A 24,346-nucleotide genomic window follows, 5' to 3' on the forward strand; every position below is an offset into this window, starting at 1 on the left:
TAATGTATATTTGCTCATAAAAAAACTGCACCTTGTGAGTTGGAGGGGGGATGTCCAACTTTTGGGGTGCAGTTCAATTTTCAGACGGCCTTTATTTTGTTTGATGTTAAATATCGGTTAGAAAACAAGGCTGTTGGGGCGCAAAGCCTTGTCGTGGGGGCGGTTTAACGGTACTATTCTCGGTTAATCCTGTTTTATTCCTATGAAATTGAAAGTATAAGATGATTAATGATATTCAAAAGACAGCTGAAGGCAAAATGCAGCGTTCTCTGGAAGTATTGAAAGACAATTTGGCTAAAGTGCGTACCGGCCGTGCGCATACCGGCCTGCTTGATCAAGTGGAAGTGGAATACTGGGGCAGCATGGTGCCTGTGAGCCAAGTGGCGAACGTGACGCTTTTGGATGCGCGTACGATCGGTGTGAAACCGTTCGAGAGCAATATGGCTGCAAAAGTCGAGAAAGCGATCCGTGATTCCAACTTGGGCCTGAACCCTGCTTCTGTCGGCGATTTGATCCGTGTTCCAATGCCTATGCTGACTGAAGAACGCCGTAAAGATTTGATCAAAGTGGTACGCGGTGAGGCGGAAGAGGGCCGTGTGTCTATCCGCAATGTGCGCCGTGATGCAAACGACCACATCAAAAAATTGTTGAAAGACAAAGAGATTTCTGAAGATGAAGCCCGCCGTGGCGAGGAAGCGGTTCAGAAGTTGACCGACAAATATATTGCTGAGGCAGACAAGCTCTTGGCTGCCAAAGAAGAAGATTTGATGGCGATTTAATTCTGTGTGCAAACCGTTCAGACGGTCTTTGGACGGTTTGCTCTCTGAAAGGCAGACATGAAAAGCAGTACGCAGACGATTTTGGAACACTCTGCCATCCCCCGACATATTGCTGTGATTATGGACGGCAACGGACGTTGGGCAAAGAAGCGTTTTCTTCCCCGTGTGATGGGGCATAAGCGCGGCTTGGATGCGCTGGAGAACATGGTGAAGCATTGTGCTGAACTGGGTGTGCAGTATTTGACCGTGTTTGCTTTTTCGACTGAAAACTGGCGACGCCCCGAGGAAGAGGTTTCTTTTCTGATGGGGCTGTTTTTGCAGGCTTTGCAAAAGCAGGTGCGCCGTTTGCACGATAACAATATGCGCTTGAGGGTCATCGGCAGCCGTGAGCGGTTTAACGCTGAAATCCTGAAGGGGATTGAGGCGGCAGAGGCATTGACGGCAAATAATACCGGTTTGACTTTGAGCATTGCCGCCGATTATGGCGGCCGCTGGGATATTTTGCAGGCGGCAAATCAGTTGATTGCCGAGGGTGCAACTGAGATTACGGAAGAGGCGTTGTCGCGCTATTTGATGTTGGGCGATGCACCCGAGCCGGATTTGTTTATCCGAACCGGCGGCGAGACGCGCATCAGCAATTTCCTTCTGTGGCAGATGGCGTACGCGGAATTGTATTTTACGGATACGCTGTGGCCTGATTTTAATGAGAAATCGCTAAACGAGGCGATTGCTTCGTTCCAAAAACGGGAACGCCGCTTCGGGCGGACTTCCGAGCAGCTGCCGGTTGAGCAGCAACGGGGTTGAGAACTATGTTGAAACAACGGATTTTGACGGCGCTGTGGCTTTTGCCGCTGATGCTGGGTATGCTGTTTTATGCGCCTATGTGGCTGTGGGCGGCGTTTTGCGGCCTGATTGCCATGCTGACTTTGTGGGAATATGCCCGCATGAGCGGCTTGGATAAGCTGAAAATCAATCATTATTTGGCTTCAACGCTGGTATTTGGTGTGATTGCCTATGCCGGCGGTTGGCAGTTGCCTGATTTGGTTTGGTATGTCGTATTGGCGTTTTGGCTGATTGTCATGCCTTGGTGGCTGAAAGCGAAATGGAAGTTAAACGGCGGCTGGCAGGCTTACACGGTCGGTTGGTTGTTGGTGATGCCGTTTTGGTTCGCACTGGTTTACCTGCGCCCTCAGTCTGAAGACGCGCTGTCTTTATTGGCGATTATGGGTTTGGTGTGGGTGGCCGATATTGGCGCGTATTTCTGCGGCAAATCGTTTGGCAAGCGCAAAATTGCGCCGACCATCAGCCCGGGTAAAAGCTGGGAAGGTGCGATCGGCGGTGCATTATGCGTTGCCGTGTACATGACCATCGTATGGAAAGCCGGTTGGCTGGCTTTTGAAGCCGGTTGGTTAAAAACTATTTTTATCGGCTTGATTCTGACCGTTGTCAGCGTGTGCGGCGATTTGCTGGAAAGCTGGCTCAAACGTGCGGCAGGTATCAAAGACAGCAGCAATCTGTTGCCGGGGCACGGCGGAGTGTTCGACCGTGTGGACAGCCTGATTGCCGTTATCAGCATTTATGCCGCCTTTGTATATTTGTTTTAAACCGCCTGTCTTACATTGTTGGGGGAGTTGATTATGTCCGAACAAAAACAGATTTCATCTTTATCGATCTTGGGCGTATTGTTGGCACTGGGATTGATGGCTGCGGCGTTTATTTTGGGCGTGCAGTTTAAGAATCTGCGCCAACCGGGGACAATTACCGTAAAAGGTTTGGCGGAGAAAAACTTCCAATCCGACAGCGCGACGTGGAATACGGGCGTGAACGCACACGGCGAGAGCTACCAGGAAGTTTTGGATTTGCTGACGGCAAGACGCAAGAAGCTGTCTAAATTTTTGGGCGAGCAAGGCTTTGCGGCGGCTGAAATGAAAGTGGGCCTGCCCGAAGTGTCGCGCGTTTTCAATGAAACCCGCGACGAACTGGGCAACGTAACTCGCACGCCCAACGGATACGATGGCGACCTCAATATTGTGGTCAACACCAAAAAACTGGACAAAATTCAAGCCGCCCAGCGCGCCATTTTGAACTTCCGTGCGCAAAACGAATTTATCCGCTTCGACAATCCACAATATTTGCTGGGCAATTTGGAAACCATCAAACGCGATTTGATCACGCAGGCGACTGAGGATGCGCAGAAACGCGCGGCTGAATTTGCCAAAACCGGCGGCGGCAAAGTGGGCGCCATGCGTTCTGCTTCGCAAGGTTCGTTCAACATCTATGCCGACACCGGCAGCAGCGAGGACGACGAGTACGGCGGTTCTTACGATAAAAGTACCGTCGGCAAACAAGTCCGACTGGTTGTTACCATCGAATATGGCATTGAGTAATTCTTTCAGACGGCCTTTTCAGCTGGGAGGCAAAAGGCCGTCTGAAAATTGGAAACGGCAAAGAAATCTATTTCAAATACACTAAATACCGTTTGCACAGCACATAAAGAACACACCATGACACAACAAGTTCTGACCATATTAGGCAGTACCGGCAGCATAGGCGAAAGCACCTTAGACGTTGTCTCCCGCCATCCCGAAAAATTCCGCGTGTTCGCGTTGGCAGGGCATAGGCAGGTGGACAAGCTGGCGGCGCAATGCAAACAGTTCCGTCCGGAATATGCCGTTGTCGGCGATGCCGGCCATGCCGCCGAGCTGGAAAAGAAACTTAAACAAGAAGGCATCAGCACGCAGGTTTTATATGGTTCTCAAGCCCTGATTGATGTCGCCTCTGCCGATGAAGTCAGCGGCGTGATGTGTGCCATTGTCGGCGCGGCCGGCTTGCCGTCGGCTTTGGCCGCCGCTCAAAAGGGCAAAACAATTTATCTGGCAAACAAAGAAACGTTGGTGGTTTCCGGCGCATTGTTCATGGAAACCGCCCGTCAAAACGGCGCCACCGTCTTGCCGATTGACAGCGAACACAATGCCATCTTCCAAGTATTGCCAAGGGATTACACAGGCCGTCTGAATGAGCACGGTATCAATTCGATTATCCTGACCGCGTCGGGCGGCCCCTTCCTTAACACCGATTTAAGTACATTTGACAGCATTACGCCCGAGCAGGCGGTCAAGCATCCGAATTGGAGCATGGGGCGCAAAATTTCCGTCGATTCCGCGTCAATGATGAATAAGGGCTTGGAGTTGATTGAGGCGCATTGGCTGTTTAACTGTCCGCCGGAGAAACTGGAAGTCGTCATCCATCCGCAATCCGTGATACACAGCATGGTGCGTTATCGAGATGGTTCGGTATTGGCGCAGTTGGGTAATCCCGATATGCGTACGCCGATTGCTTATTGCTTGGGCCTGCCCGAACGTATCGATTCCGGCGTGGGCGAGCTGGATTTCGGCGCATTGTCTGCATTAACCTTCCAAAAGCCTGACTTTGAACGTTTCCCATGTCTGAAACTTGCCTATCAGGCCATGAATGCAGGCGGTGCCGCGCCTTGCGTGTTGAACGCTGCCAACGAAGTTGCCGTGGCCGCTTTTTTAGATAAACGCATCAAGTTTACCGATATTGCCAAAGTCGTTGCCCACTGCCTTGCACGAGATTTTTCAGACGGCCGTCACGATATCGAAGGCCTGCTGGCGCAAGACGCGCAAACACGCAGACAGGCAGAAGCCTTTATCGACAAACAATAAAGCTTCAATGACAGGCCGTCTGAAACGTCAACCGTTTGGCATTTAGGCAGACAAAATGGAACAACTGCCTTTATAATCGGTTTTCGGACGGTCTTATCCGTTGATTATCACATTCCACTCAGGGGATTTTTTTGCAAACCTTTTTAGCCTTTATCGTCGCCATTCTGATTTTAGTCAGCCTGCATGAGTTCGGACACTATATTGTTGCCCGCTGGTGCGGCGTTAAAGTCGTGCGCTTTTCTGTTGGCTTCGGTAAGCCCTTTTTCACCCGAAAACGCGGCGATACCGAGTGGTGTCTTGCCCCGATTCCGTTGGGCGGTTACGTTAAAATGGTCGATACGCGCGAAGGCGGGGTGGCGGAAGCAGATTTGCCGTATGCCTTTGACAAGCAGCATCCGGCCAAGCGCATCGCCATTGTCGCCGCCGGCCCTTTGACCAATTTGATTTTGGCCGTTTTGCTTTACGGTTTGAGCTTTTCCTTCGGTGTAACCGAGTTGCGCCCCTATGTCGGCATGGTCGAGCCTGCCAGTATTGCCGCCAAAGCAGGTTTTCAGGCAGACGATAAAATTGTATCGGTCAACGGAATCGCCGTTAAAGACTGGAGCGATGCGCAAACCGAGATGGTGTTGAACCTTGAAGCCGGCCCTGTAAAAGTTGCTGTTCAGACGGCCTCCAATACCCAAGCCATCCGCATAATTGATGCCGCCGGCACGCCTGAAGCAGGTAAAGTTGCGAAAAGCCAAGGCAACATCGGCCTTTTGCCTTTTAGAATTACTAACCGCATCGGCAAAGTCTTGGCCAATAGTCCGGCCGAAAAAGCAGGTTTGAAGGAAAACGACAAACTGTTGACCGCTGATGGGAAGCCCATCGAAAGCTGGCAGGCATGGACGGAACTCTTCCGCGCCAGCCCCGGCAAACGAATCGAACTGACTTACGAGCGCGACGGTAAAATACTGGCGACCGCTATCCGGCCGGACAGCGTCGAGCAGTCGGCAGGCGTGCTGGTGGGTAGAGCAGGGCTTGCCGCCCAGGCGGATAAAGAGTGGGATAAAACCATCCGCTACCGCTATACGCCTTCCGTTGCCCAAGCCTTTGAATTGGGTTGGAACAAAACCGTCAACTATTCGTGGACAACCCTCAAATTTTTCGGAAAACTGGTTACAGGCAATGCCTCTTTGAACCATATTTCCGGCCCCTTGACCATTGCCGATGTCGCCGGACAATCCGCCAAACTCGGATTGCAGAGCTACCTCGAATTTCTGGCCTTGGTCAGCATCAGCTTAGGCGTGTTGAACCTTTTGCCCGTACCCGTTTTAGACGGCGGACATCTGGTTTTCTATACCGCCGAATGGATACGCGGAAAGCCTTTGAGCGAGCGCATACAGGCAGTCGGCCTGCGCTTCGGACTGGCAGCCATGCTTTTGATGATGGCTGTGGCTTTCTTTAATGACATCAACCGTTTGTTTGGATAATTTATGAAACTGAACCAGATTGCTTCCGCTTTAATGGTATTGAGCCTGTCGCCAATGGCATTGGCTGACTTTACCATTCAGGACATCCGCGTCGAAGGCCTGCAACGCACCGAGCCAAGTACCGTCTTCAACTACCTGCCCGTTAAAGTCGGTGATAATTTCAATGATGCGCGCAGTGAAGAAATCATCAAAAAACTCTACGCAACCGGTTTCTTTGACGACGTACGCGTCGAAACCATGGACAATCAAGTCCTGTTGACCGTGATTGAGCGTCCGACCATCAGCTCGCTCAATATTACCGGCGCGAAAATGCTGCAAAACGATGCCATCAAGAAAAACCTTGAAGCATTTGGTTTGGCACAATCCCAATACTTCAACCAAGCAACGCTGAACCAAGCCGTTGCCGGTTTGAAAGAAGAGTATTTGAGCCGTGGCAAACAGTCTGTCCAAATCACTCCGACCGTAACCAAACTTGCCCGCAACCGCGTGTCTATCGATATTGCCATCGAAGAGGGCAAATCTACCAAGATTACCGATATTTCATTTGAGGGCAACGAAGTTTATTCCGACCGCCGTCTGATGAAACAAATGTCCCTGAGTGAAGGCGGCATGTGGACTTGGATCACGAAGAGCAACCAGTTCAATGAGCAAAAATTTGCTCAGGACATGGAAAAAATCACCAATTTCTATCAAAACAACGGCTACTTCAACTTCCGCATTTTGGATACCGATATCCAAACCAACGAAGACAAAACCAAGCAGGCCATTAAAGTAACCGTCAGCGAAGGCGACCGTTTCCGCTGGGGCAATGTACGCATCGAAGGCGATACGCTGGAAGTGCCGAAAGAAGATTTGGAAAAACTGCTGACCATGAAGCCGGGCAAATGGTATGAGCGCGCGCAAATGTCCAATTCGCTCGAAGCCATCCAAAACCGCATGGGTCAGGCAGGTTACGCATTCAGCGAAATCAACGTCCAACCGATTCCAAATGCCGAAACACATACTGTTGATTTTGTGTTGACCGTTCAACCGGGCCGCAAAATCTATGTGAACGAAATCAACATTACCGGCAACAACAAAACCCGTGACGAGGTCATCCGCCGCGAGTTGCGTCAAATGGAATCGGCGCCTTACGACTCTGCCAAACTGCAACGTTCTAAAGAGCGCGTTGAGTTGTTGGGCTACTTCGACAACGTTCAATTTGATGCGGTTCCTGTGGCCAATACGCCTGACCAAGTTGACCTGGACATGAGCCTGACCGAACGTTCAACCGGCTCGCTCGACTTGAGCGCAGGTTGGGTTCAGGATACCGGTTTGGTGATGTCTGCCGGTGTGGCTCAAGACAACCTGTTCGGTACGGGTAAATCCGTTGCCCTGCGCGCTTCCCGCAGTAAAACCACAGTAAACGGCTCGTTGTCGTTTACCGACCCATACTTCACACCGGACGGCGTAAGCTTGGGCTACGACCTTTACGGCAAGTCTTACGACCCGCGTAAAGCTTCTTCCAGCACGAAACAGTATAAAACCACGACTTTCGGCGGCGGTTTGCGTATCGGTATTCCGGTTACCGAATATGACCGTGTGAACTTCGGTTTGGCCGCAGAGCGTCTGACCGTGAACACCTACAAAGGCGCGCCTAAACGCTATGCCGACTTTATCAACCAATATGGTAAAGGCGACGGCAGCGGCGTGGGTAACTTCAAAGGCTGGTTGTACAAAGGTACCATCGGCTGGGGCCGCAACAAAACCGACAATGCCTTGTGGCCGACCCGCGGTTACCTGACCGGCGTAAACGGCGAAATCGCTTTGCCGGGCAGCGACCTGCAATACTACACCCTGACCCACAACCAAACTTGGTTCTTCCCGTTGAGCAAAGATTTCACGTTGATGCTGGGTGGCGAAGTAGGTTATGGCAACGGCTACGGCAAAACCAAAACCATGCCGTTCTTTGAAAACTTCTACGGCGGCGGCTTAGGCTCTGTCCGCGGCTTTGAAAGCGGTACGCTGGGCCCGAAAGTCTATGACGAATACGGCGAGAAAATCAGCTATGGCGGTAACAAAAAAGCCAACGTTTCCGCAGAGTTGCTCTTCCCGATGCCGGGCATTAAAGACTCGCGTACCGTCCGTCTGAGCCTGTTTGCCGATGCGGGCAGCGTGTGGGACGGCAAAACCTACAACGACGGCAGCAGCAGCAATTCCAATGGCGTGTCCCAAAACGTGTACGGCGTAGGCACAACGCACAAATCGACATTCAAAAACGAATTGCGTTACTCTGCCGGTGCTGCCGTGACCTGGCTCTCTCCGCTGGGTCCGATGAAGTTCAGTTATGCTTACCCGATTAAGAAAAAAGAAGGCGACGAAATCCAACGCTTCCAATTCCAACTCGGTACGACATTCTGATGATGTTTAGGCCGTCTGAAACCCGGTTTGTCCGTTTCAGACGGCTTCATGGCAGATTGGCGGTAAGCTTATTGCAAACCGCCCGTTTGTTTTCAAGCAAGGATTTTTATCATGAGTAAAATAGCCGACACCCTCCGTGTCCTCGCCGTAGCCCTGCCGGGTTTCGTGCTGTTGCCGCAAGCGGCGGCGGATGGCGTGCAGAAAATCGGTTTTATCAATACCGAGCGCGTTTATCAGGAATCCAAGCAGGCACAAAACATTCAGATGACTTTGGAAAAAGAGTTCAAAAGCCGTCAAACCGCCTTGCAAAAGCTGCAGCAGGAAGGCGAGGCTTTGGAGCGAAAACTGAGCGGCGACAAGCTCAGCGACAGCCAAAGGGAAGCGGAAACCCAAAAATGGCGCAATCTGGTACAGAAATTCCGCAAGCAGCAGGCTGAGTTGGCTGAAGACTACAACCTACGCCGCAATGAAGAATTCGCCGCGCTCCAGCAAAATGCCAACCGCGTCATCGTCGATTTGGCCAAGCGCGAAGGTTACGATTTCATCTTGCAGGACGTGATTTACGTCAACGGCCGCTACGACATTACCGACAGCGTTATCAAAGCCCTAAACGCTCACTGACCCTGCTCGGCAGCGAATGTAACCATACAGACAAACCTAAGGCCGTCTGAAACCCAAACCGGCATCTTTCAGACGGCCTGACATCTTGACGGCAGATTATCATGACTTCACAAGCATACACCCTGTCCCAAATCGTTTCCCAACTCGGCGGCGAATGGAAAGGCGAAGACATCGCCATTACCGCCGTCCGTCCGTTGGATCAGGCGCAGGCGGAACACATCAGCTTTTTGGCCAATCCGAAATACAAAGCCGAAGTACACGACAGCCAAGCAGGCGCAGTGATTGTGTCGCCGAAAGCCGCAGACGAATTTACAGGCCGCAACCTGATTGTGGCTGCCGACCCTTATCTTTATTTTGCCAAAGTGGCACGATTGTTCTCGCCGATTGTCAAAGCACAGGGCGGCGTACATCCGACCGCTGTTGTCGAGGCAGGCGCCAAAGTGCCGGCAAGCTGCGAAATCGGCGCGAATGCCTATATCGGCGCGAATGCCGTATTGGGCGAAGGCTGCCGTATTTTGGCCAATGCCGTTGTCCAACACAATTGCACCTTGGGTGATGAAGTCGTGTTGCATCCCAACGCTGTCATCTATTACGGTTGCACTTTGGGCAACCGTGTTGAAATCCACAGCGGCGCAGTCATCGGTGCGGACGGTTTCGGCTTGGCCTTTGCCGGTGATTCATGGTTTAAAATTCCGCAAACCGGTGCGGTCACGCTGGGCGATGATGTGGAAATCGGTTCAAACACCAATATCGACCGCGGCGCAATGAGCGACACGACCGTCGGCAACGGCACCAAAATCGACAACCAAGTCCAAATCGGTCACAACTGCAAAATCGGTTCGCACACCGTTATCGCCGCCAAAACCGGTATTTCCGGCAGCGTCACCATCGGCAATTATTGTATTATCGGCGGCGGCGTCGGCACGGTCGGACACATTGAAATCGCCGATAAAACCACCATCGGCGGCGGAACATCCGTTACCCACAGCATTACCGAAAGCGGCCAGCATCTGGCCGGTATTTTCCCGATGTCGGGCTACAAAGACTGGGCACGCAATGCCGTTTATATCCACCGTTTGAGCGAAATGAACAAACGCCTCAAAACGCTGGAAAAACAGCTTGCCGACAGCGACGAAGCCTAAAGGCGGCGCAAACAGTCCGCGCCCCGCATCCGAATACGTTTAAACCCAATACAAACAAGGAAAGACGAACATCATGGACGTACAACTCCCGATCGAAGCCAAAGACATTCAAAAACTTATCCCACACCGCTATCCGTTTTTGCAACTCGACCGCATTACCGCGTTCGAACCGATGAAAACCCTGACTGCGATTAAAAACGTCACCATGAACGAGCCGCAGTTCCAAGGCCATTTTCCCGACCTGCCCGTGATGCCCGGCGTGCTGATTATCGAAGCCATGGCGCAAGCGTGCGGCACACTCGCCATCCTCAGCGAAGGCGGCCGTAAAGAAAACGAATTCTTCTTCTTCGCCGGTATCGACGACGCCCGTTTCAAACGCCAAGTCATCCCCGGCGACCAACTGGTTTTTGAAGTCGAGCTGTTGACCAACAAACGCGGTATCGGCAAATTCAACGCCGTTGCCAAAGTCGATGGCCAAGTTGCCGTTGAAGCCGTGATTATGTGCGCCAAACGCGTGGTGTAAGAATGGGACAGGCCGTCTGAAAGTTCAGACGGCATCTTGCAGGCAATACCTGTATCAGACAGCAAGGAGACAGCATGACCCTTATCCATCCGACCGCCGTCATCGACCCTAAAGCCGAACTCGACTCCAGCGTCAAAGTCGGCCCATACAGCATCATCGGCCCCAATGTGCAAATCGGTGCGAATACCGAAATCGGCCCGCACGTCGTCATCAACGGCCATACGACCATCGGTGAAAACAACCGCATTTTCCAATTTGCCAGCCTCGGCGAAATTCCGCAGGACAAAAAATACCGTGACGAGCCGACCAAGCTGATTATCGGCAACGGCAACACCATCCGCGAATTTACAACGTTCAACCTTGGTACGGTCACCGGTATCGGCGAAACCCGTATCGGCGACGACAACTGGATTATGGCCTACTGCCACCTTGCCCATGACTGCGTGGTCGGCAACCATACCATCTTCGCCAACAACGCCTCACTCGCAGGCCACGTTACCATCGGCGACTACGTCGTCTTGGGCGGCTACACGCTGGTGTTCCAATTCTGTCAAATCGGCGACTACGCCATGACCGCGTTTGCCGCCGGCGTACACAAAGACGTACCGCCGTACTTCATGGCTGCAGGCTACCGTGCCGAACCGGCCGGCCTTAACAGCGAAGGTATGCGCCGCAACGGTTTCACGGCCGAACAAATTGCCTCTGTCAAAGATGTGTATAAAACCATTTACCATCGCGGCATTCCGTTTGAAGAGGCCAAGGCAGACATTCTGAAACGTGCCGAGACCCAAAGCGAATTGGCGGTATTTAAAGACTTTTTTGCACAATCCACACGCGGCATTATCCGTTGATGGATGGATTGAAGGCCGTCTGAAACTTTTTCAGACGGCCTTTGGATTGCAAAAATCCGCGCAGTAGGGCAGGTTTCCTGTCCGTTTGCCGCTGATGCCGTCTGAAAACGGGCGGGCAAATGTCTGCCCAAAATTTTTTAGCTTTTAAACCTCAACACATGAATTCCAATCCTTCCCCCCTTATCGCCATCAGCGTCGGCGAAGCTTCCGGCGACTTACTCGGCGCACACTTAATCCGTGCCATTAAGGTGCGTTGCCCGAATGCGCGGTTTACCGGCATCGGCGGCGAGCGCATGAAGGCGGAGGGTTTCGAGAGTTTGTACGATCAGGAAAAGCTGGCGGTACGCGGTTTTGTTGAGGTCATCAAACGCCTGCCGCAGATTTTGAAAATCCGCAAAGGGCTGGTAAACGATTTAATCCGCCTCAAGCCGGATGTGTTTATCGGTATCGATGCACCGGACTTTAATCTCGGCGTGGCGGAAAAACTCAAGCAGGCAGGCATTCATACCATTCATTACGTCAGCCCGTCGGTTTGGGCGTGGCGGCGCGAACGGGTCAATAAAATCGTGCATCAGGTCAACCGCGTGTTGTGCCTGTTTCCGATGGAGCCACAGCTTTATATCGATGCCGGCGGCAAGGCTGAGTTTGTCGGCCATCCGATGGCGCAAACCATGCCCGTGGAAGCGGATAGGGCGGCGGCGCGGCAGAAGCTGGGCGTGCCTGCGGACGTGCCCGTGTTTGCGATATTGCCCGGCAGCCGCGTGAGCGAAATCGATTACATGGCGGCGGTGTTTTTTCAGACGGCCTTATTGCTGCTGAAACGTTATCCGCAGGCGCAGTTTTTGCTGCCTGTGGCGACGGCCGCAACGCGCAAACGCATTACCGAAATTTTGGCGCAGCCTGAGTTCGCAGCCCTTCCCATCACGTTGACCGACAAGCAGTCGGATACGGTTTGCACCGCTGCCGACGTGGTATTGGTCACCAGCGGTACGGCGACTTTGGAAGTGGCCTTGTGCAAGCGGCCTATGGTCATCAGCTACAAGATTTCGCCGCTGACTTATGCGTATGTGAAAAACAAAATCAAAGTGCCGCATGTCGGTTTGCCTAATATTTTGTTGGGTAAAGCCGCTGTTCCCGAGCTGCTGCAACATGATGCCGTCCCTGAAAAACTGGCACAGGCCGTGGCAGACTGGTATGACCGCCCTGAAGCCGTGGCCGCGTTGGAACAGGATTTCCACGCCTTGCATCTGCTGTTGAAAAAAGATACGGCGGCATTGGCGGCGGCGGCAGTATTGGAAGAAGCCGGATTTTCAGACGGCCTGAAAGACAATTAAGGAAAATACATGAATTTATTGGGAGCCTTGGCCAAGGTTGGCAGCCTGACGATGGTGTCGCGCATTTTGGGCTTTGTGCGCGATACGATTATTGCCCGTGCGTTTGGTGCAGGCATGGCGACGGATGCGTTTTTTGTCGCGTTCAAACTGCCCAACCTATTGCGGCGCGTGTTCGCAGAGGGCGCATTTGCCCAAGCCTTCGTGCCGATTTTGGCGGAATACAAAGAAACCCGCTCGCCCGAAGCCACGCAGGAATTTGTGCGTCATGTGGCCGGCATGCTGTCGTTTGTGCTGGTCATCGTTACTGCGCTGGGCATCCTCGCTGCGCCGTGGGTGATTTATGTTTCCGCGCCCGGTTTTGCCAAAGACGCCGATAAGTTTCAGCTCTCCATCGACCTGCTGCGGGTAACGTTTCCTTATATTTTATTGATTTCACTATCCTCTTTTGTCGGTTCGATACTCAATTCCTATCATAAATTCGGTATCCCCGCTTTTACGCCGACATTTTTGAACATCTCCTTTATCGTCTTTTCCCTGTTTTTCATACCGTATTTTGATCCGCCTGTTATGGCATTGGCGTGGGCGGTATTTGTCGGCGGCGTGTTGCAGCTGGTGTTCCAACTGCCTTGGTTGGCGAAACTGGGCTTCTTGAAAATGCCCAAACTCAGCTTTAAAGACGCAGCGGTCAACCGCGTAATGAAACAGATGGGGCCGGCTATTTTGGGCGTGAGCGTGGCGCAGATTTCCTTGGTCATCAATACCATCTTCGCCTCGTTTTTGCAGTCCGGCAGCGTGTCGTGGATGTATTACGCCGACCGACTGATGGAATTGCCGACCGGCGTTTTGGGCGTGGCACTCGGTACGATTTTGCTGCCTACCTTGTCCAAACACGCCGCCAGTCAGGATACCGAGCAGTTTTCCGGCCTGCTCGACTGGGGTTTGCGCCTGTGTATGCTGCTGACCCTGCCTGCCGCCGTCGGCCTTGCCGTGTTGTCTTTCCCTCTGGTTACGACCTTGTTCATGTACCGTGAATTTACGCTGCACGATGCGCAAATGACCCAATATGCGCTGATTGCCTATTCCTTCGGCTTGATCGGTCTGATTATGATTAAAGTGTTGGCGCCCGGTTTCTACGCCCGCCAAAACATCAAAACCCCCGTTAAAGTCGCTATTTTCACGCTGATTTGCACGCAGTTGATGAACCTTGCCTTCATTTCGCCGCTCAAACACGTCGGTCTGTCCCTCGCTATCGGTTTGGGCGCGTGTTTGAATGCAGGTTTGCTGTTTTTCCTTTTGCGCAAACACGGCATCTACCGCCCAGGTAAAGGTTGGGCTGCATTTTTGGTCAAAATGGCCATCTCTTTGGTCGTCATGGGCGGCGGTTTGTGGCTGGCGCAATATTATCTGCCGTTTGAATGGGTACACGTCGGCGGCTTTAAAAAAACAGGCCAACTCTGCGTCCTGATTGCCTTGGGTGGCGGCCTTTACTTCGTTTCCCTCGCCGCGCTCGGCTTCCGTCCGCACCATTTCCGCAGGGTAGAAAAATAAGCAGTAGGGCGTATTGCTTCGCTTAAAGACTATTCGCTAAAAAGGCCGTCTGAAACATTTTCAGACGGCCTTTTCTTGCTTTACGTTTTAACTGTAAAGCTTCGCTCCTTTTTTGACGAACTCAATTGCTTTTTCTTCCATGCCCTGCCGTTGGGCTTTTTGTTTGTCGGCGTAGTCGCGCACTTCCTGCGTGATTTTCATCGAGCAGAATTTGGGGCCGCACATTGAGCAGAAGTGGGCGATTTTCGCGCCTTCGGCGGGCAGGGTTTCGTCGTGGAAACTTTCGGCGCGTTCGGGGTCGAGGCTGAGGCGGAATTGGTCGCGCCAGCGGAATTCGAAACGCGCTTTGCTCAAGGCGTTGTCGCGCAACTGTGCGCCCGGCCAGCCTTTGGCGAGGTCGGCGGCGTGAGCGGCGAGTTTGTAGGTGATGATGCCGGTGCGCACGTCTTCTTTGTCGGGCAGGCCGAGATGCTCTTTCGGGGTAACGTAGCAGAGCATGGCTGTGCCGTACCAGCCGATATTGGTCGCGCCTATGCCCGAAGTGATGTGGTCGTAGCCGGGGGCGATGTCGGTAACGAGCGGGCCGAGTGTGTAGAAAGGCGCTTCAAAGCAGTGTTGCAGCTCTTCGGTCATGTTTTCTTTGACGCGTTGCAGCGGCACATGGCCCGGGCCTTCGATCATCACTTGTACGTCGTGTTTCCATGCTTTGGCAGTCAATTCGCCCAAGGTGTGCAATTCGGCGAATTGGGATTCGTCGTTGGCATCGGCAATGCAGCCGGGACGCAGGCCGTCGCCGAGGCTGAACGATACATCATAGGCTTTCATGATTTCGCAGATTTCGTCGAAATGCGTGTAGAGGAAGTTTTCTTTGTGATGGGCGAGGCACCATTTCGCCATGATGGAGCCGCCGCGCGATACGATGCCGGTGAGGCGGTTGGCGGTCATCGGCACATAGCGCAGCAATACGCCTGCGTGTATGGTGAAATAGTCCACGCCTTGTTCTGCCTGCTCGATTAAGGTGTCGCGCACCAAATCCCAAGTCAGGTCTTCGGCGATGCCGCCGGTTTTTTCCAAAGCTTGGTAAATAGGCACGGTGCCGATGGGGACGGGCGCGTTGCGGATAATCCATTCGCGCGTTTCGTGGATGTGCGCGCCGGTAGACAAATCCATAATCGTGTCCGCGCCCCAACGTAGTGACCACACCATTTTTTCGACTTCTTCGGTCAGGCTGGAGGTGACGGCGGAATTGCCCAAATTGCCGTTGATTTTGACGCGGAAGTTGCGGCCGATAATCATCGGTTCGAGTTCGGGGTGGTTGATATTGGCAGGGATAATCGCGCGTCCGGCGGCGATTTCTCGGCGCACGAATTCGGGCGTGATTTGGTCGGGATGGGTCGGGATGTTCGCGCCGAAACTTTGCCCTGCGTGCTGTTTCAAGAGCTTGGCGTATTCTGGCCGTCTGAAAAGCTCGTCCAGCTTCATGCGTTCGCGTATGGCGACGAACTCCATTTCGGGCGTGATGATGCCTTGGCGGGCGTAATGGAGCTGGGTTACGTTGCTGCCGCTTTTCGCGCGGCGCGGGCGGGTGATTTGGTTGAAACGCAGATGGGCGGTTTGCGGGTCATGCGCGCGTTCGATGCCGTATTCGCTGGAGAGCTTGGGCAGGATTTCGGTATCGCCGCGTTCGTCCAGCCATGCGGTGCGGATGTGCGGCAAACCTTGTTTCAGGTCGATGTGCGCCGCCGGATCGCCGTATGCGCCGCTGGTGTCGTACACTGGAATTGGCGGATTGGCTTCCGTACCTTGCGCCGTGTAGGTGTCGTCCTGACGGATTTCGCGCAAAGGCACGCGGATGTCGGCGCGGCTGCCTGGGATATAGACGCGGTCGGAATTGGGATATTGGAAGCGGATGCCGATGTCTTCGCTCAAGTCGGAAAGACGGCGCGCCTCATCGCCGGTTTTTTTAGCGGTAGTCATAAAAAAATGCTCCTGTTTCTCAGTTATGAAATGGAAACAGGAGCATTGCTTTTTTTCAGACGGCCTTGTGGATATCTTCAATCAACCGTTTAAAATCACATTTGCCGAAACTCCCCACGCAGGTATTATCCTGTTCGGGTGTAAAGGGTATTTCTCAGCCGCTCGGTTTGAAAGCAGCACCCCTGTTTCTTTATTAACGAAAAATTAAACCATGCGGACGGTTTTTTGTAAAGCGGCGTTTTCGCATTTTCTGTCAAAAACGCTTGACAGCGATTCCGTCTTTCCGTATAGTCACAACTTCTGACGCGGGATGGAGCAGCATGGTAGCTCGTCGGGCTCATAACCCGAAGGTCGTAGGTTCGAATCCTGCTCCCGCAACCAAATATAAAAATCCCCTGCAATCGCAGGGGATTTTGCTTTATGCGGTATTTATTGTTGCTTGGATTGATTGAAAGGCCGTCTGAACCATTGTGTTTCAGACGGCCTTTTTATTGGCCGATGTTATCGGCGGCTAATTCGCTTTTATTTTGAGTTTGTGTTTTCAGACGGCCTATTGTTGCTCCGGATCGGTATCGTTGCGCAGGTATTCTTTCAGGCGTTGCAATTCTTTTTTGTCCAACCATTTATTGCGCGAACGTTGCAACAGAATCACCAATGCGGCGATTTCGTTACGCATATTGGTGCTGAGCCAAAGGAAGCCTTGCCAGTCGTAATGCAGGCGGGCGGCCGGTTTGCTTAGTTCGGTATTGAGCGAAGTATCGATGCGGATGCGGCGGGCGTAGTGGCCTTTGATGAGGCGGACGGTCAGGCGCAGTTCGCGTTGGAGTTGGTTGAAATGGCGGTCGAGCAGGCGGATTTCGCTTTCGTTGAGTGTGGGCGCGCGCAGTTTGGCGGCGGTGGTCAGGAGCAGCTCGGTGGTGGTGACGATTTTGCGGTGGGCATGCTGCATGGCTTCCATCATATTGTTGCTGATGTGGCTTTCGCCGGATGTGGCGGCCAGATGGCTGCGGCTTTTAACCATGCGGGCGTTGATTTTGCGCATTTTAATCATGTTCTGCTCCAAACGCTCGCGCGTCATGCGCTTGCCGTTGCTGATTTCGGCAATCATTTTGGCGCAGTCGGTGAGGTTGTCGGCAAGCATGAAGCGCCACATCAGGGTGGAGCGCAGGGGCAGGAGTTTGGCGGCGGCAATGGCGATGGCGGCACCAATCAAAACGTTCATGGCGCGCATCAGGCCGCTGTCGAGCCAGTGGTGGCTGCTGTCGCCGATGAGCATGCACATGGTCAAACCGGCAAGCATGGCGACATAACCGTTTTTGCCGACCGCAGACCAACCGGCCACTGCGCTGGCGGCACCGATAATCAGATAGAAGAAAACGCCGTCTTGCAAATAATGCTGGTTCAACCATAAAACGGCCAAACCGACGCCCAAACCGATGGCCGTGCCGAGCATGCGTTCGACTGCTTTGGAGTAAATAGCGCCTTGGAATTGCAGCATACCGAGGACGACAAAGACGGTCATGCCGATCCACTCGCCGTGTTGCAGGTGGAAGACTTTGGCCAACAGGGTGGAAAACACGATCGCCAAGCCGAGGCGGAAGGCGTGGATATGGCGGCGATAGCGGTAGCGTTCGTAGGCGTTGAGCCAGCGTTCAGAAAAATGGAGGCGTTCGGATTGGGCAGGCATGTTGTAAGACGTATTGGGTATGTGGGGATGTAAATTATAACTGATTGGTAAAGCAGATGAAATTTGAACTGCTCCCAAACGGCTTGTCCTATTGCGGATTTTATCTGCTGCAAGCGGATATAATGGCGGCTTTAAATCAGACAGGCAGTGAAGAAATGGTGACGGTTTTAAGCGCAGGCGTGGACGAAGCGGGACGTGGCCCTTTGGTCGGCAGCGTATTTGCGGCGGCAGTGATTTTGCCGGCACATTTTGACCTGCCGGGTTTGACCGACTCAAAAAAACTGAGCGAAAAAAAGCGCGATATGTTGGCGCAGATGATTAAGGAACAGGCGGTTGCATGGAGCATTGCCTTTGCCGACCCCGACGAAATCCTGCAACTGAACATCCTGCACGCAACCATGGCCGCGATGAAGCGCGCAGTCGAGGGGCTGTCGGTCGTACCCGACAAAGTGTGGATAGACGGCAACCGCGTGCCGAAAGACTTGAATGTCCCTGCCGAAGCCGTGGTCAAAGGCGACAGCAAAATCATCGAGATTTCCGCCGCTTCGGTTTTGGCCAAAACCGCGCGTGATGCGGAAATGTATGAATTGGCGAAACGCTATCCGCAATACGGGTTTGACCGCCACAAAGGCTACGGCACGGCGCAACATTTGGCTGCGTTGAAACAATACGGTGTCTTGCCGGAACACCGTCGCGATTTCGCACCGGTCAAAACCTTATTGGCACAAGGCAATCTGTTTGAAGAATGAGAGCATAGCAAAAGGCCGTCTGAAATCTTTCAGACGGCCTTATTTTTGGAAAAGCCTTATTTCAACGCAGCCAAACACTCTTTAATCAACTCAGGGCCGCGATAAATCAAACCGCTGTACACTTGAACCGCACTGGCGCCCAAGCGGATTTTTTCTGCCGCGTCCGCGCCGTTCATGATGCCGCCGACGCCGATAATCGGCAGCTTGCCGTCAATGCGTTCCGCCAAAAGTTTCAACACCTGATTGCTTTTCTCGCGTACGGGCAAGCCGCTCAAGCCGCCTTGTTCGCTTGCGAGCGGATGGCTGCCCAAGCTTGATTTGTCGATGGTCGTGTTGGTGGCGATGATGCCGTCCATTTCCACAGATTTGACCACATGGGCGATGTCGTCGATTTGCGCTTCGTCCAAATCCGGCGCGATTTTGACCGCCAGCGGTACATATTTGCCATGCGCGGCCGCCAGTTGCGCCTGTTTGTTTTTCAAGGCTTCCAACAATGCGCTCAATTCGTCGCCGCCTTGCAAGGCGCGCAGGTTTTTCGTATTGGGGGAGGAAATATTGACCGTGATGTAGCTTGCGTGGGCGTAGGCTTTTCTCAAGCAAATCAGATAATCGTCGGCCGCGTTTTCAATCGGCGTAACGGCATTTTTGCCGATGTTGATGCCCAAAATGCCTTTAAAGCGGCTGTTTTCAATGTTGCGGATCATCGCATCGATGCCGTGGTTGTTGAAACCCATGCGGTTGATGATGCCTTGGTGTTCGGGAACGCGGAAAAGGCGCGGCTGCGGATTACCCGGCTGCGGCTTGGGCGTTACCGTGCCGATTTCGACAAAGCCGAAACCCAAAGCGGCAAACGCATCGATACACTCGCCGTTTTTGTCCAAACCTGCCGCCAAGCCAACCGGATTGGGCAGCTGCAAACCCATCAGCTCGGTCGGTCGGGTGTGGCTGTCCACTTTGGGCAGCAGGCCGAGTTTTTCGATAGAACGCAAACTGTTGAGCGTGAAATGATGGGCCTTTTCTGCATCGAAACGGAACAGGATAGGGCGGACGAGTGAATACATGGCGGCGGCTTTCTGAACGGTTGATGAATTTGGCGTTATTTTACCTGAAACCGTCAAACTGCCCCAAACGTCTGTATCGATATGATTTTATGGTTTGGCGTCAAATGAAAATAAATAGGGCTTTTGCGTGTAATCGGATAGTTCATTAAAATGGTAAGAGAGAGTCTTTTCAGACGGCCTGATGGATGTATAGTTAATTAAAATCAAAATAGGACATTATCGCATCGTCAAATCGGGCGTAATCAGACAATACAGTTCTCAGATACCGCTTAATATTCGCCCACACCTTCTCAATCGGGTTGAGCTCAGGAGAATAAGGTGCAAGAGGCAATACCTTATGTCCCAATTTTTCCGCCATTTCCCGTAAGACACCCATACGGTGAAATCGTGCATTATCTAAAATAATCACCGACTTTTGAGTCAATGCGGGCAGCAGGCATTGCTGAAACCACGCTTCAAAAAAGACTCCGGTCATCGTATTTTGATAAACCATCGGAGCAATCAGCCGGTTGCCGACTTGTGCGGACACCAGAGATAAGCGTTGGTATCTTTTTCCACTTATCTGCGCTTTCACTATTTGCCCTTTCAGGCTGCGGGCATAGGGGCGGAACAGGTAGCGGTCAAATCCTGTTTCATCCAAATAAACACGTTGGTAGTCGGAAAATCCGGCCGGCTGTGTCAAATAATGCGTTACTTTGGCCGGGTCTTGTTCTTTGTAAGTGGTGGTCTTTTTTTGCGCGTCATTCCCAGCTGTTTGAGCGCATAGCAAACGGCGGCTGGCGTACAATCAAAATGTTTGGCGATTTCATGTAGATAGGCATCCTGGTGTTGCTCAACATATTGAGCCAGTTTTTGCCTATCCAATTTGACGGCATTTAGACCGGTAACTTGATGTTTTAGGCTGCCTGTTTGTTTTTTAAGGCGAATCCACAGGTAAAGCGTGTTTCTTGACAAGTTAAACGTTGCTGCGGTTTGGCTGATGTTTTTACATTGTTCGTAATAGTTTAAAGCTTTGTTTCTTAAGTCCGCAGAGTATGCTATGGTTAGATCTTCAAAGTTGAGTATTGTACCATTTTGTTTTTAATTGACTATATTTGATAATCCAGTACAGCGCTTAGATAATTGAGGAAGGCATATAAATGAGCCGGATAAATATTGTTAATATTTATCCGGCTCATATAAAAGGACTACGGTAAGATATATTACTTGAAGATTACCAAGAATATTTTATGCCGATTGAGCCTTTGTATCCTTGATGTTTCGTTCCACTTAAAGATTGTTCATACCGTGCATCTGCATAAATATGGGTATTGGAACTGGTTGCAAATTGTGCTCCCAAACCAACTTCGCCCCAAGTTTTTGCTAATTTTTCAGTAACATTATCCTCGCCAATGTTACTGGCCGAAGTATTTCTGAAGTTATGCCACACATTAGTGGTGAAATACAAGGTTCGAACTTTTTCATGATCGGTTAAATTATTATAAGCAAAGCGTACACCAATGCGGCTGCGTAAATTATGTTGCTTATCTTGATGCACAGAGCGCATATCATCAGTGAAGCTATTTAAGCCGAGGTATTGATAGATTAATTGTGCTTGCGGCTCAATAATCCAACTGTCGCCATTATTCGTTTTCTCTTTACTTAATACAAACGGACGACCTACCTCACCCGATAAAGCCACACCCAAACCATGGTTTTTTGCTTTCGAATTTAAGGAGTTATATTTATTTTGCATCCAAGAAAGTTGGCCTACAAAGTCTATATAGCTACCATCTTCAGAATACCGTGTGTGAGTCACACCGACATGGAGGTTTTCGGTTTTAGCTTTACCTGTATATTTGTCATCAAGGACGACACCATTCTCGGCACGATATTCATCATAAAATTTCGAATTAGCATGTGTGTAACCAACATAACCACCAGTTAAACGTTTGCCGCCATTTTCGCTAGAAGAAATATCAAAGTCGTGGCCAAACTGGAAGCCTGCAAGGTTAGCGCTAAGATTCAAACGCTTTTTACCATCCAAAGCAATGTGTTTGCCAATAATACGTCCCCAAATTTGGTTGTTCGCTTGAGATTTTTCCCAAGAAAGGGCCTGATTTTCACCACGGCGTTGGTGCAATGTACCAACTGTTTCGTAGCCAACTTCTAAGTTCAAGTTTGGAATAAGCGTATAAGCAGGAACAGAAGCTGTGTAAATGGCATCATTATTCGTGGAAACTACCGTCCAAAAATATTCGGTTGTATTTCCTACTTTTTTGGAAGCCAATTGCAGTTCACCCGCACCTGTAGTTTTGGCAATACCGGTAAAGTTCTTTAAATTACTTTCCCCTTGTACTCGAACTACTGCCGTACTGTTTTTGGCCAAATCAGCCGCAATAGAGCCGATAGTGCCATCAATCATATTTTCTGTGCCGTCCGCTTTCAAACTGACAACTTTTGTTGTCCCTTCGGCATTGCCGGTGATTTCCAATAAGTCAGATTTACCGTTATTGGCATCATTACTATCCCAATGAGTATTCACTTTAAGAACACCGTTATTCGCTGTGTAGTTGCCTTCCACAGTGAGTTTGTCTTCGTAAGAGCCATTGGCAAGGGTGATTTCACCGTTGTTACTGGTTAATGTGCCTTCAGTACCATCTTGTTTAACCAGTTTAACTTTATAGTCTGTTTTAGTTGAACCGTTCGGAATATTTTTAGACGCATCTAATACCCCCTTATCCAAGGTTAAGGCATTGATGGTAGAGCGTTGTTCATCACCTTTTTGTTTCAATTCCCAAACAGCTTGGTTGTTCACATGCACATCTAATTTAGAATGCACATTGCCTTTAGATTGTTGCTGCATCAAACCAATGGCTTTTGCTTGATCAGACAAGGTAAATGTCAAATCAGCCCCTTTGGTTACTGCCACTTTAGTTTCGGCAAGCCAGCCATTTTCTGCGGCTTTGGCTTCACTGTCTTTGCCTTTCAACGCGAATTTTGCATTTTCAGCAACGAATTCACCATTATTAAACCAACTTGCGACTTTATTTCCTGCGAAGGTTACTGCAAAACTACTTTCTTTTCTCGCATCAGCAACAATCAATGAAGCATCATCAGATGTTGTGGTGATTTTTGTATTGTTTAAACGAACTTCTTGATCTTTATTAGGCTCATTTCTGGATACATTGTCGCTAATAAAAAAGGCACTTACTTTAGTTGCGTAATCCTGAGTATCGAAAACAACAGCTGAATTGCCGGATTTGATTTCACCGCTGCTGGTATCTGAATCGGCAATTAAGCGGGATTTGGTGCCAAATAAGCGCACGGTTGCGGAATCTTTTGTTTCCTCTGTATTCAGCACCATTCTGCCGGTGGAATTGACAACAGCACCTTTATAGTCAGCCGGTTTTTCAGTGTTTGGTAGTTCCGGTTTACCAATTTTTAATGCAGCAGAAAATTTTCCATTCGCTTTCACTGTGATTTCGGAATCTTTTAAGTTCGCTTCCGCACCGTCTCCACTGACGTAAAGCCCGACTAAATAATCCCCGATTTTATCGGTGGTTTTATCTTCCACATTAATGGTCAGTTTTTTCTCAGAATTGAAAACCGGTTTGGCACCATCCTTACGGTAAACTTTCACCCCGGATAATTGGTGACCAAATGGTGCAGTTGCGCCACCAAAGTTTTTTGTACTTTTCACTGTGTTTTCTGTGTTTTTAACAGTGATATTAGCATCATTATGCAAAGTTAAGCTTGCGGTATCAGAAGCATTACCACCAGCATAATCATATCCTACAGCAATACCGTAGGCGGCATTGGAGTCTACGGCTAATCCTGAATTAGCTTCGCTGGCTAACGTAACATTAATGTTAGTTTTGCCTTTAATTTCAACTTGATTATTCGCACGAACGATAAGTCCTTTTGGACGAGCAAATTGTTCTCCGCTATTAGGTGCTAGCGTAGCTTTGTAATCGCCATCAATGTTTTGATTTGGTTCTTTCCAAAATTCTCCTGAACCCTCTGTTCCCATAGTAGGTGAAGTGTCGCCCGCTGCAGCAACGGCCAATGCAGGAATAGAAAAGCAAGAAGCTATCAGAGTATGCAGCAAGGTTTTCCTAAATATTTCTTTTTTATAAGTCAACATATAAATTTTCCTTTTATTTATGATTTTAAAATCACGATAAGACCCCATTCAAAAATGGAAGCTGCCTTAGTATAGCATAATATATTGTTTTTCCATATAACTCTTCTGCTATCACATAGGCCGAGACCTTTGCAAAAAAGTCTTTCCCCCAACAGCCGGAACCTAAACAAAGGTTTTCGGCTATTTCCCTCCCCCAATACCTCCTAATTTTACCCAAATGCCCCCTTAATCCTCCCCAGATACCTGATAATCAGGCATCCGGACCGCCTTTTAGGCGCAAACAGGCACACTTAGCCTGTTGGCGGCTTTTAAAAGGTTCAAACACATCGCCTTCAGATGGCTTTGCGCACTCACTTTAATCAGCCCGAAATAGGCTGCCCGGGCGTAGCG

General features: G+C 50.8%; 19 protein-coding genes, 1 tRNA gene, 1 pseudogene and 1 riboswitch. Of the genes and pseudogenes, 15 read left to right on the plus strand and 6 right to left on the minus strand.

Translation table 11 applies throughout. The annotated features are described in order from the left end of the window. Positions 1–221 precede the first annotated feature (221 nt). The 13 genes from frr (at position 222) to murJ (ending at position 14,356) form a co-directional block, all read left to right on the plus strand. Positions 222–779 carry a ribosome recycling factor gene (gene frr, locus ACTHSQ_RS10385; RefSeq protein ID WP_003686718.1) on the plus strand — a complete coding sequence of 186 codons (558 nt, stop codon included), beginning with the start codon at positions 222–224 and terminating at the stop codon, positions 777–779. 57 nt (positions 780–836) lie between these two features. Continuing rightward, on the plus strand, positions 837–1,583 hold the full coding sequence (locus ACTHSQ_RS10390) for an isoprenyl transferase (RefSeq protein WP_440371941.1): 747 nt from the start codon (positions 837–839) through the stop codon (positions 1,581–1,583). Positions 1,584–1,588: 5 nt separating this feature from the next. Next, the gene (locus tag ACTHSQ_RS10395) at positions 1,589–2,383 is read left to right on the plus strand and encodes a phosphatidate cytidylyltransferase (protein WP_003686738.1); all 795 of its coding nucleotides are present in this window, start codon (positions 1,589–1,591) and stop codon (positions 2,381–2,383) included. Positions 2,384–2,416: 33 nt separating this feature from the next. Then, positions 2,417–3,166, plus strand: a complete 750-nt coding sequence (locus tag ACTHSQ_RS10400; RefSeq protein WP_003686550.1) for an SIMPL domain-containing protein — start codon at positions 2,417–2,419, stop codon at positions 3,164–3,166. A gap of 117 nt (positions 3,167–3,283) precedes the next feature. Then, a complete protein-coding gene (gene ispC / locus ACTHSQ_RS10405; RefSeq protein WP_440371940.1) occupies positions 3,284–4,465 on the plus strand; it encodes a 1-deoxy-D-xylulose-5-phosphate reductoisomerase in 1,182 nt (393 codons plus the stop codon). Between the two features lie 131 nt (positions 4,466–4,596). Continuing rightward, the gene (gene rseP, locus ACTHSQ_RS10410; protein ID WP_440371939.1) at positions 4,597–5,937 is read left to right on the plus strand and encodes an RIP metalloprotease RseP; all 1,341 of its coding nucleotides are present in this window, start codon (positions 4,597–4,599) and stop codon (positions 5,935–5,937) included. Positions 5,938–5,940: 3 nt separating this feature from the next. Further along, positions 5,941–8,337 carry an outer membrane protein assembly factor BamA gene (bamA, locus tag ACTHSQ_RS10415; protein ID WP_440371938.1) on the plus strand — a complete coding sequence of 799 codons (2,397 nt, stop codon included), beginning with the start codon at positions 5,941–5,943 and terminating at the stop codon, positions 8,335–8,337. Between the two features lie 111 nt (positions 8,338–8,448). Then, the gene (locus tag ACTHSQ_RS10420; protein WP_039864258.1) at positions 8,449–8,958 is read left to right on the plus strand and encodes an OmpH family outer membrane protein; all 510 of its coding nucleotides are present in this window, start codon (positions 8,449–8,451) and stop codon (positions 8,956–8,958) included. 101 nt (positions 8,959–9,059) lie between these two features. Further along, complete coding sequence (gene lpxD, locus ACTHSQ_RS10425; protein ID WP_107768629.1) at positions 9,060–10,100, plus strand: UDP-3-O-(3-hydroxymyristoyl)glucosamine N-acyltransferase; 1,041 nt, start codon at positions 9,060–9,062, stop codon at positions 10,098–10,100. A gap of 73 nt (positions 10,101–10,173) precedes the next feature. Beyond that, positions 10,174–10,623 carry a 3-hydroxyacyl-ACP dehydratase FabZ gene (gene fabZ / locus ACTHSQ_RS10430; RefSeq protein ID WP_003681704.1) on the plus strand — a complete coding sequence of 150 codons (450 nt, stop codon included), beginning with the start codon at positions 10,174–10,176 and terminating at the stop codon, positions 10,621–10,623. 74 nt (positions 10,624–10,697) lie between these two features. After that, positions 10,698–11,474: an acyl-ACP--UDP-N-acetylglucosamine O-acyltransferase gene (gene lpxA / locus ACTHSQ_RS10435; protein ID WP_003681706.1), complete on the plus strand. Its 777-nt coding sequence runs from the start codon at positions 10,698–10,700 to the stop codon at positions 11,472–11,474. 158 nt (positions 11,475–11,632) lie between these two features. Next, positions 11,633–12,808, plus strand: coding sequence for a lipid-A-disaccharide synthase (gene lpxB, locus ACTHSQ_RS10440; protein WP_440371937.1), 1,176 nt, complete (start codon positions 11,633–11,635; stop codon positions 12,806–12,808). A gap of 9 nt (positions 12,809–12,817) precedes the next feature. Next, positions 12,818–14,356 carry a murein biosynthesis integral membrane protein MurJ gene (gene murJ, locus ACTHSQ_RS10445; protein ID WP_440371936.1) on the plus strand — a complete coding sequence of 513 codons (1,539 nt, stop codon included), beginning with the start codon at positions 12,818–12,820 and terminating at the stop codon, positions 14,354–14,356. Positions 14,357–14,443: 87 nt separating this feature from the next. Here murJ and thiC read toward each other — a convergent pair whose 3' ends face one another. Next, entirely contained in the window at positions 14,444–16,333 is a 1,890-nt protein-coding gene (gene thiC, locus ACTHSQ_RS10450) for a phosphomethylpyrimidine synthase ThiC (RefSeq protein WP_440371935.1), read from the minus strand. 94 nt (positions 16,334–16,427) lie between these two features. Then, positions 16,428–16,527: riboswitch (TPP riboswitch) on the minus strand. 110 nt (positions 16,528–16,637) lie between these two features. Here thiC and ACTHSQ_RS10455 point away from each other — a divergent pair. Beyond that, a tRNA-Met gene (locus ACTHSQ_RS10455) sits at positions 16,638–16,714 on the plus strand. 169 nt (positions 16,715–16,883) lie between these two features. Here ACTHSQ_RS10455 and ACTHSQ_RS10460 read toward each other — a convergent pair. Further along, the gene (locus ACTHSQ_RS10460; protein ID WP_440369477.1) at positions 16,884–18,020 is read right to left on the minus strand and encodes an FUSC family protein; all 1,137 of its coding nucleotides are present in this window, start codon (positions 18,018–18,020) and stop codon (positions 16,884–16,886) included. 158 nt (positions 18,021–18,178) lie between these two features. Here ACTHSQ_RS10460 and rnhB point away from each other — a divergent pair, with 158 nt between their 5' ends. Beyond that, positions 18,179–18,769, plus strand: coding sequence for a ribonuclease HII (gene rnhB / locus ACTHSQ_RS10465; RefSeq protein WP_440371942.1), 591 nt, complete (start codon positions 18,179–18,181; stop codon positions 18,767–18,769). 56 nt (positions 18,770–18,825) lie between these two features. Here the strand turns inward: rnhB and ACTHSQ_RS10470 are convergent, their stop codons facing one another. The 4 genes and pseudogenes from ACTHSQ_RS10470 to ACTHSQ_RS10485 all read right to left on the minus strand — a co-directional run. Next, positions 18,826–19,830 carry a quinone-dependent dihydroorotate dehydrogenase gene (locus ACTHSQ_RS10470; RefSeq protein WP_440371934.1) on the minus strand — a complete coding sequence of 335 codons (1,005 nt, stop codon included), beginning with the start codon at positions 19,828–19,830 and terminating at the stop codon, positions 18,826–18,828. 193 nt (positions 19,831–20,023) lie between these two features. Beyond that, a protein-coding gene (locus ACTHSQ_RS10475) for an IS630 family transposase (RefSeq protein WP_152332614.1) occupies positions 20,024–20,871 on the minus strand; the annotation gives its coding sequence in 2 pieces (ribosomal slippage) (positions 20,024–20,556 and positions 20,556–20,871; 849 coding nt in all). Between the two features lie 172 nt (positions 20,872–21,043). Beyond that, positions 21,044–23,956 (minus strand): autotransporter family protein, encoded by a 2,913-nt coding sequence (locus ACTHSQ_RS10480; RefSeq protein ID WP_440371933.1) that lies wholly within the window; start codon positions 23,954–23,956, stop codon positions 21,044–21,046. A 270-nt stretch (positions 23,957–24,226) separates the two neighbouring features. Then, positions 24,227–24,346, minus strand: a pseudogene (locus tag ACTHSQ_RS10485) (IS5/IS1182 family transposase); the annotation flags it as partial.

Source organism: Neisseria sp. P0009.S008 (assembly GCF_051958615.1).
Taxonomy (GTDB): domain Bacteria; phylum Pseudomonadota; class Gammaproteobacteria; order Burkholderiales; family Neisseriaceae; genus Neisseria; species Neisseria subflava.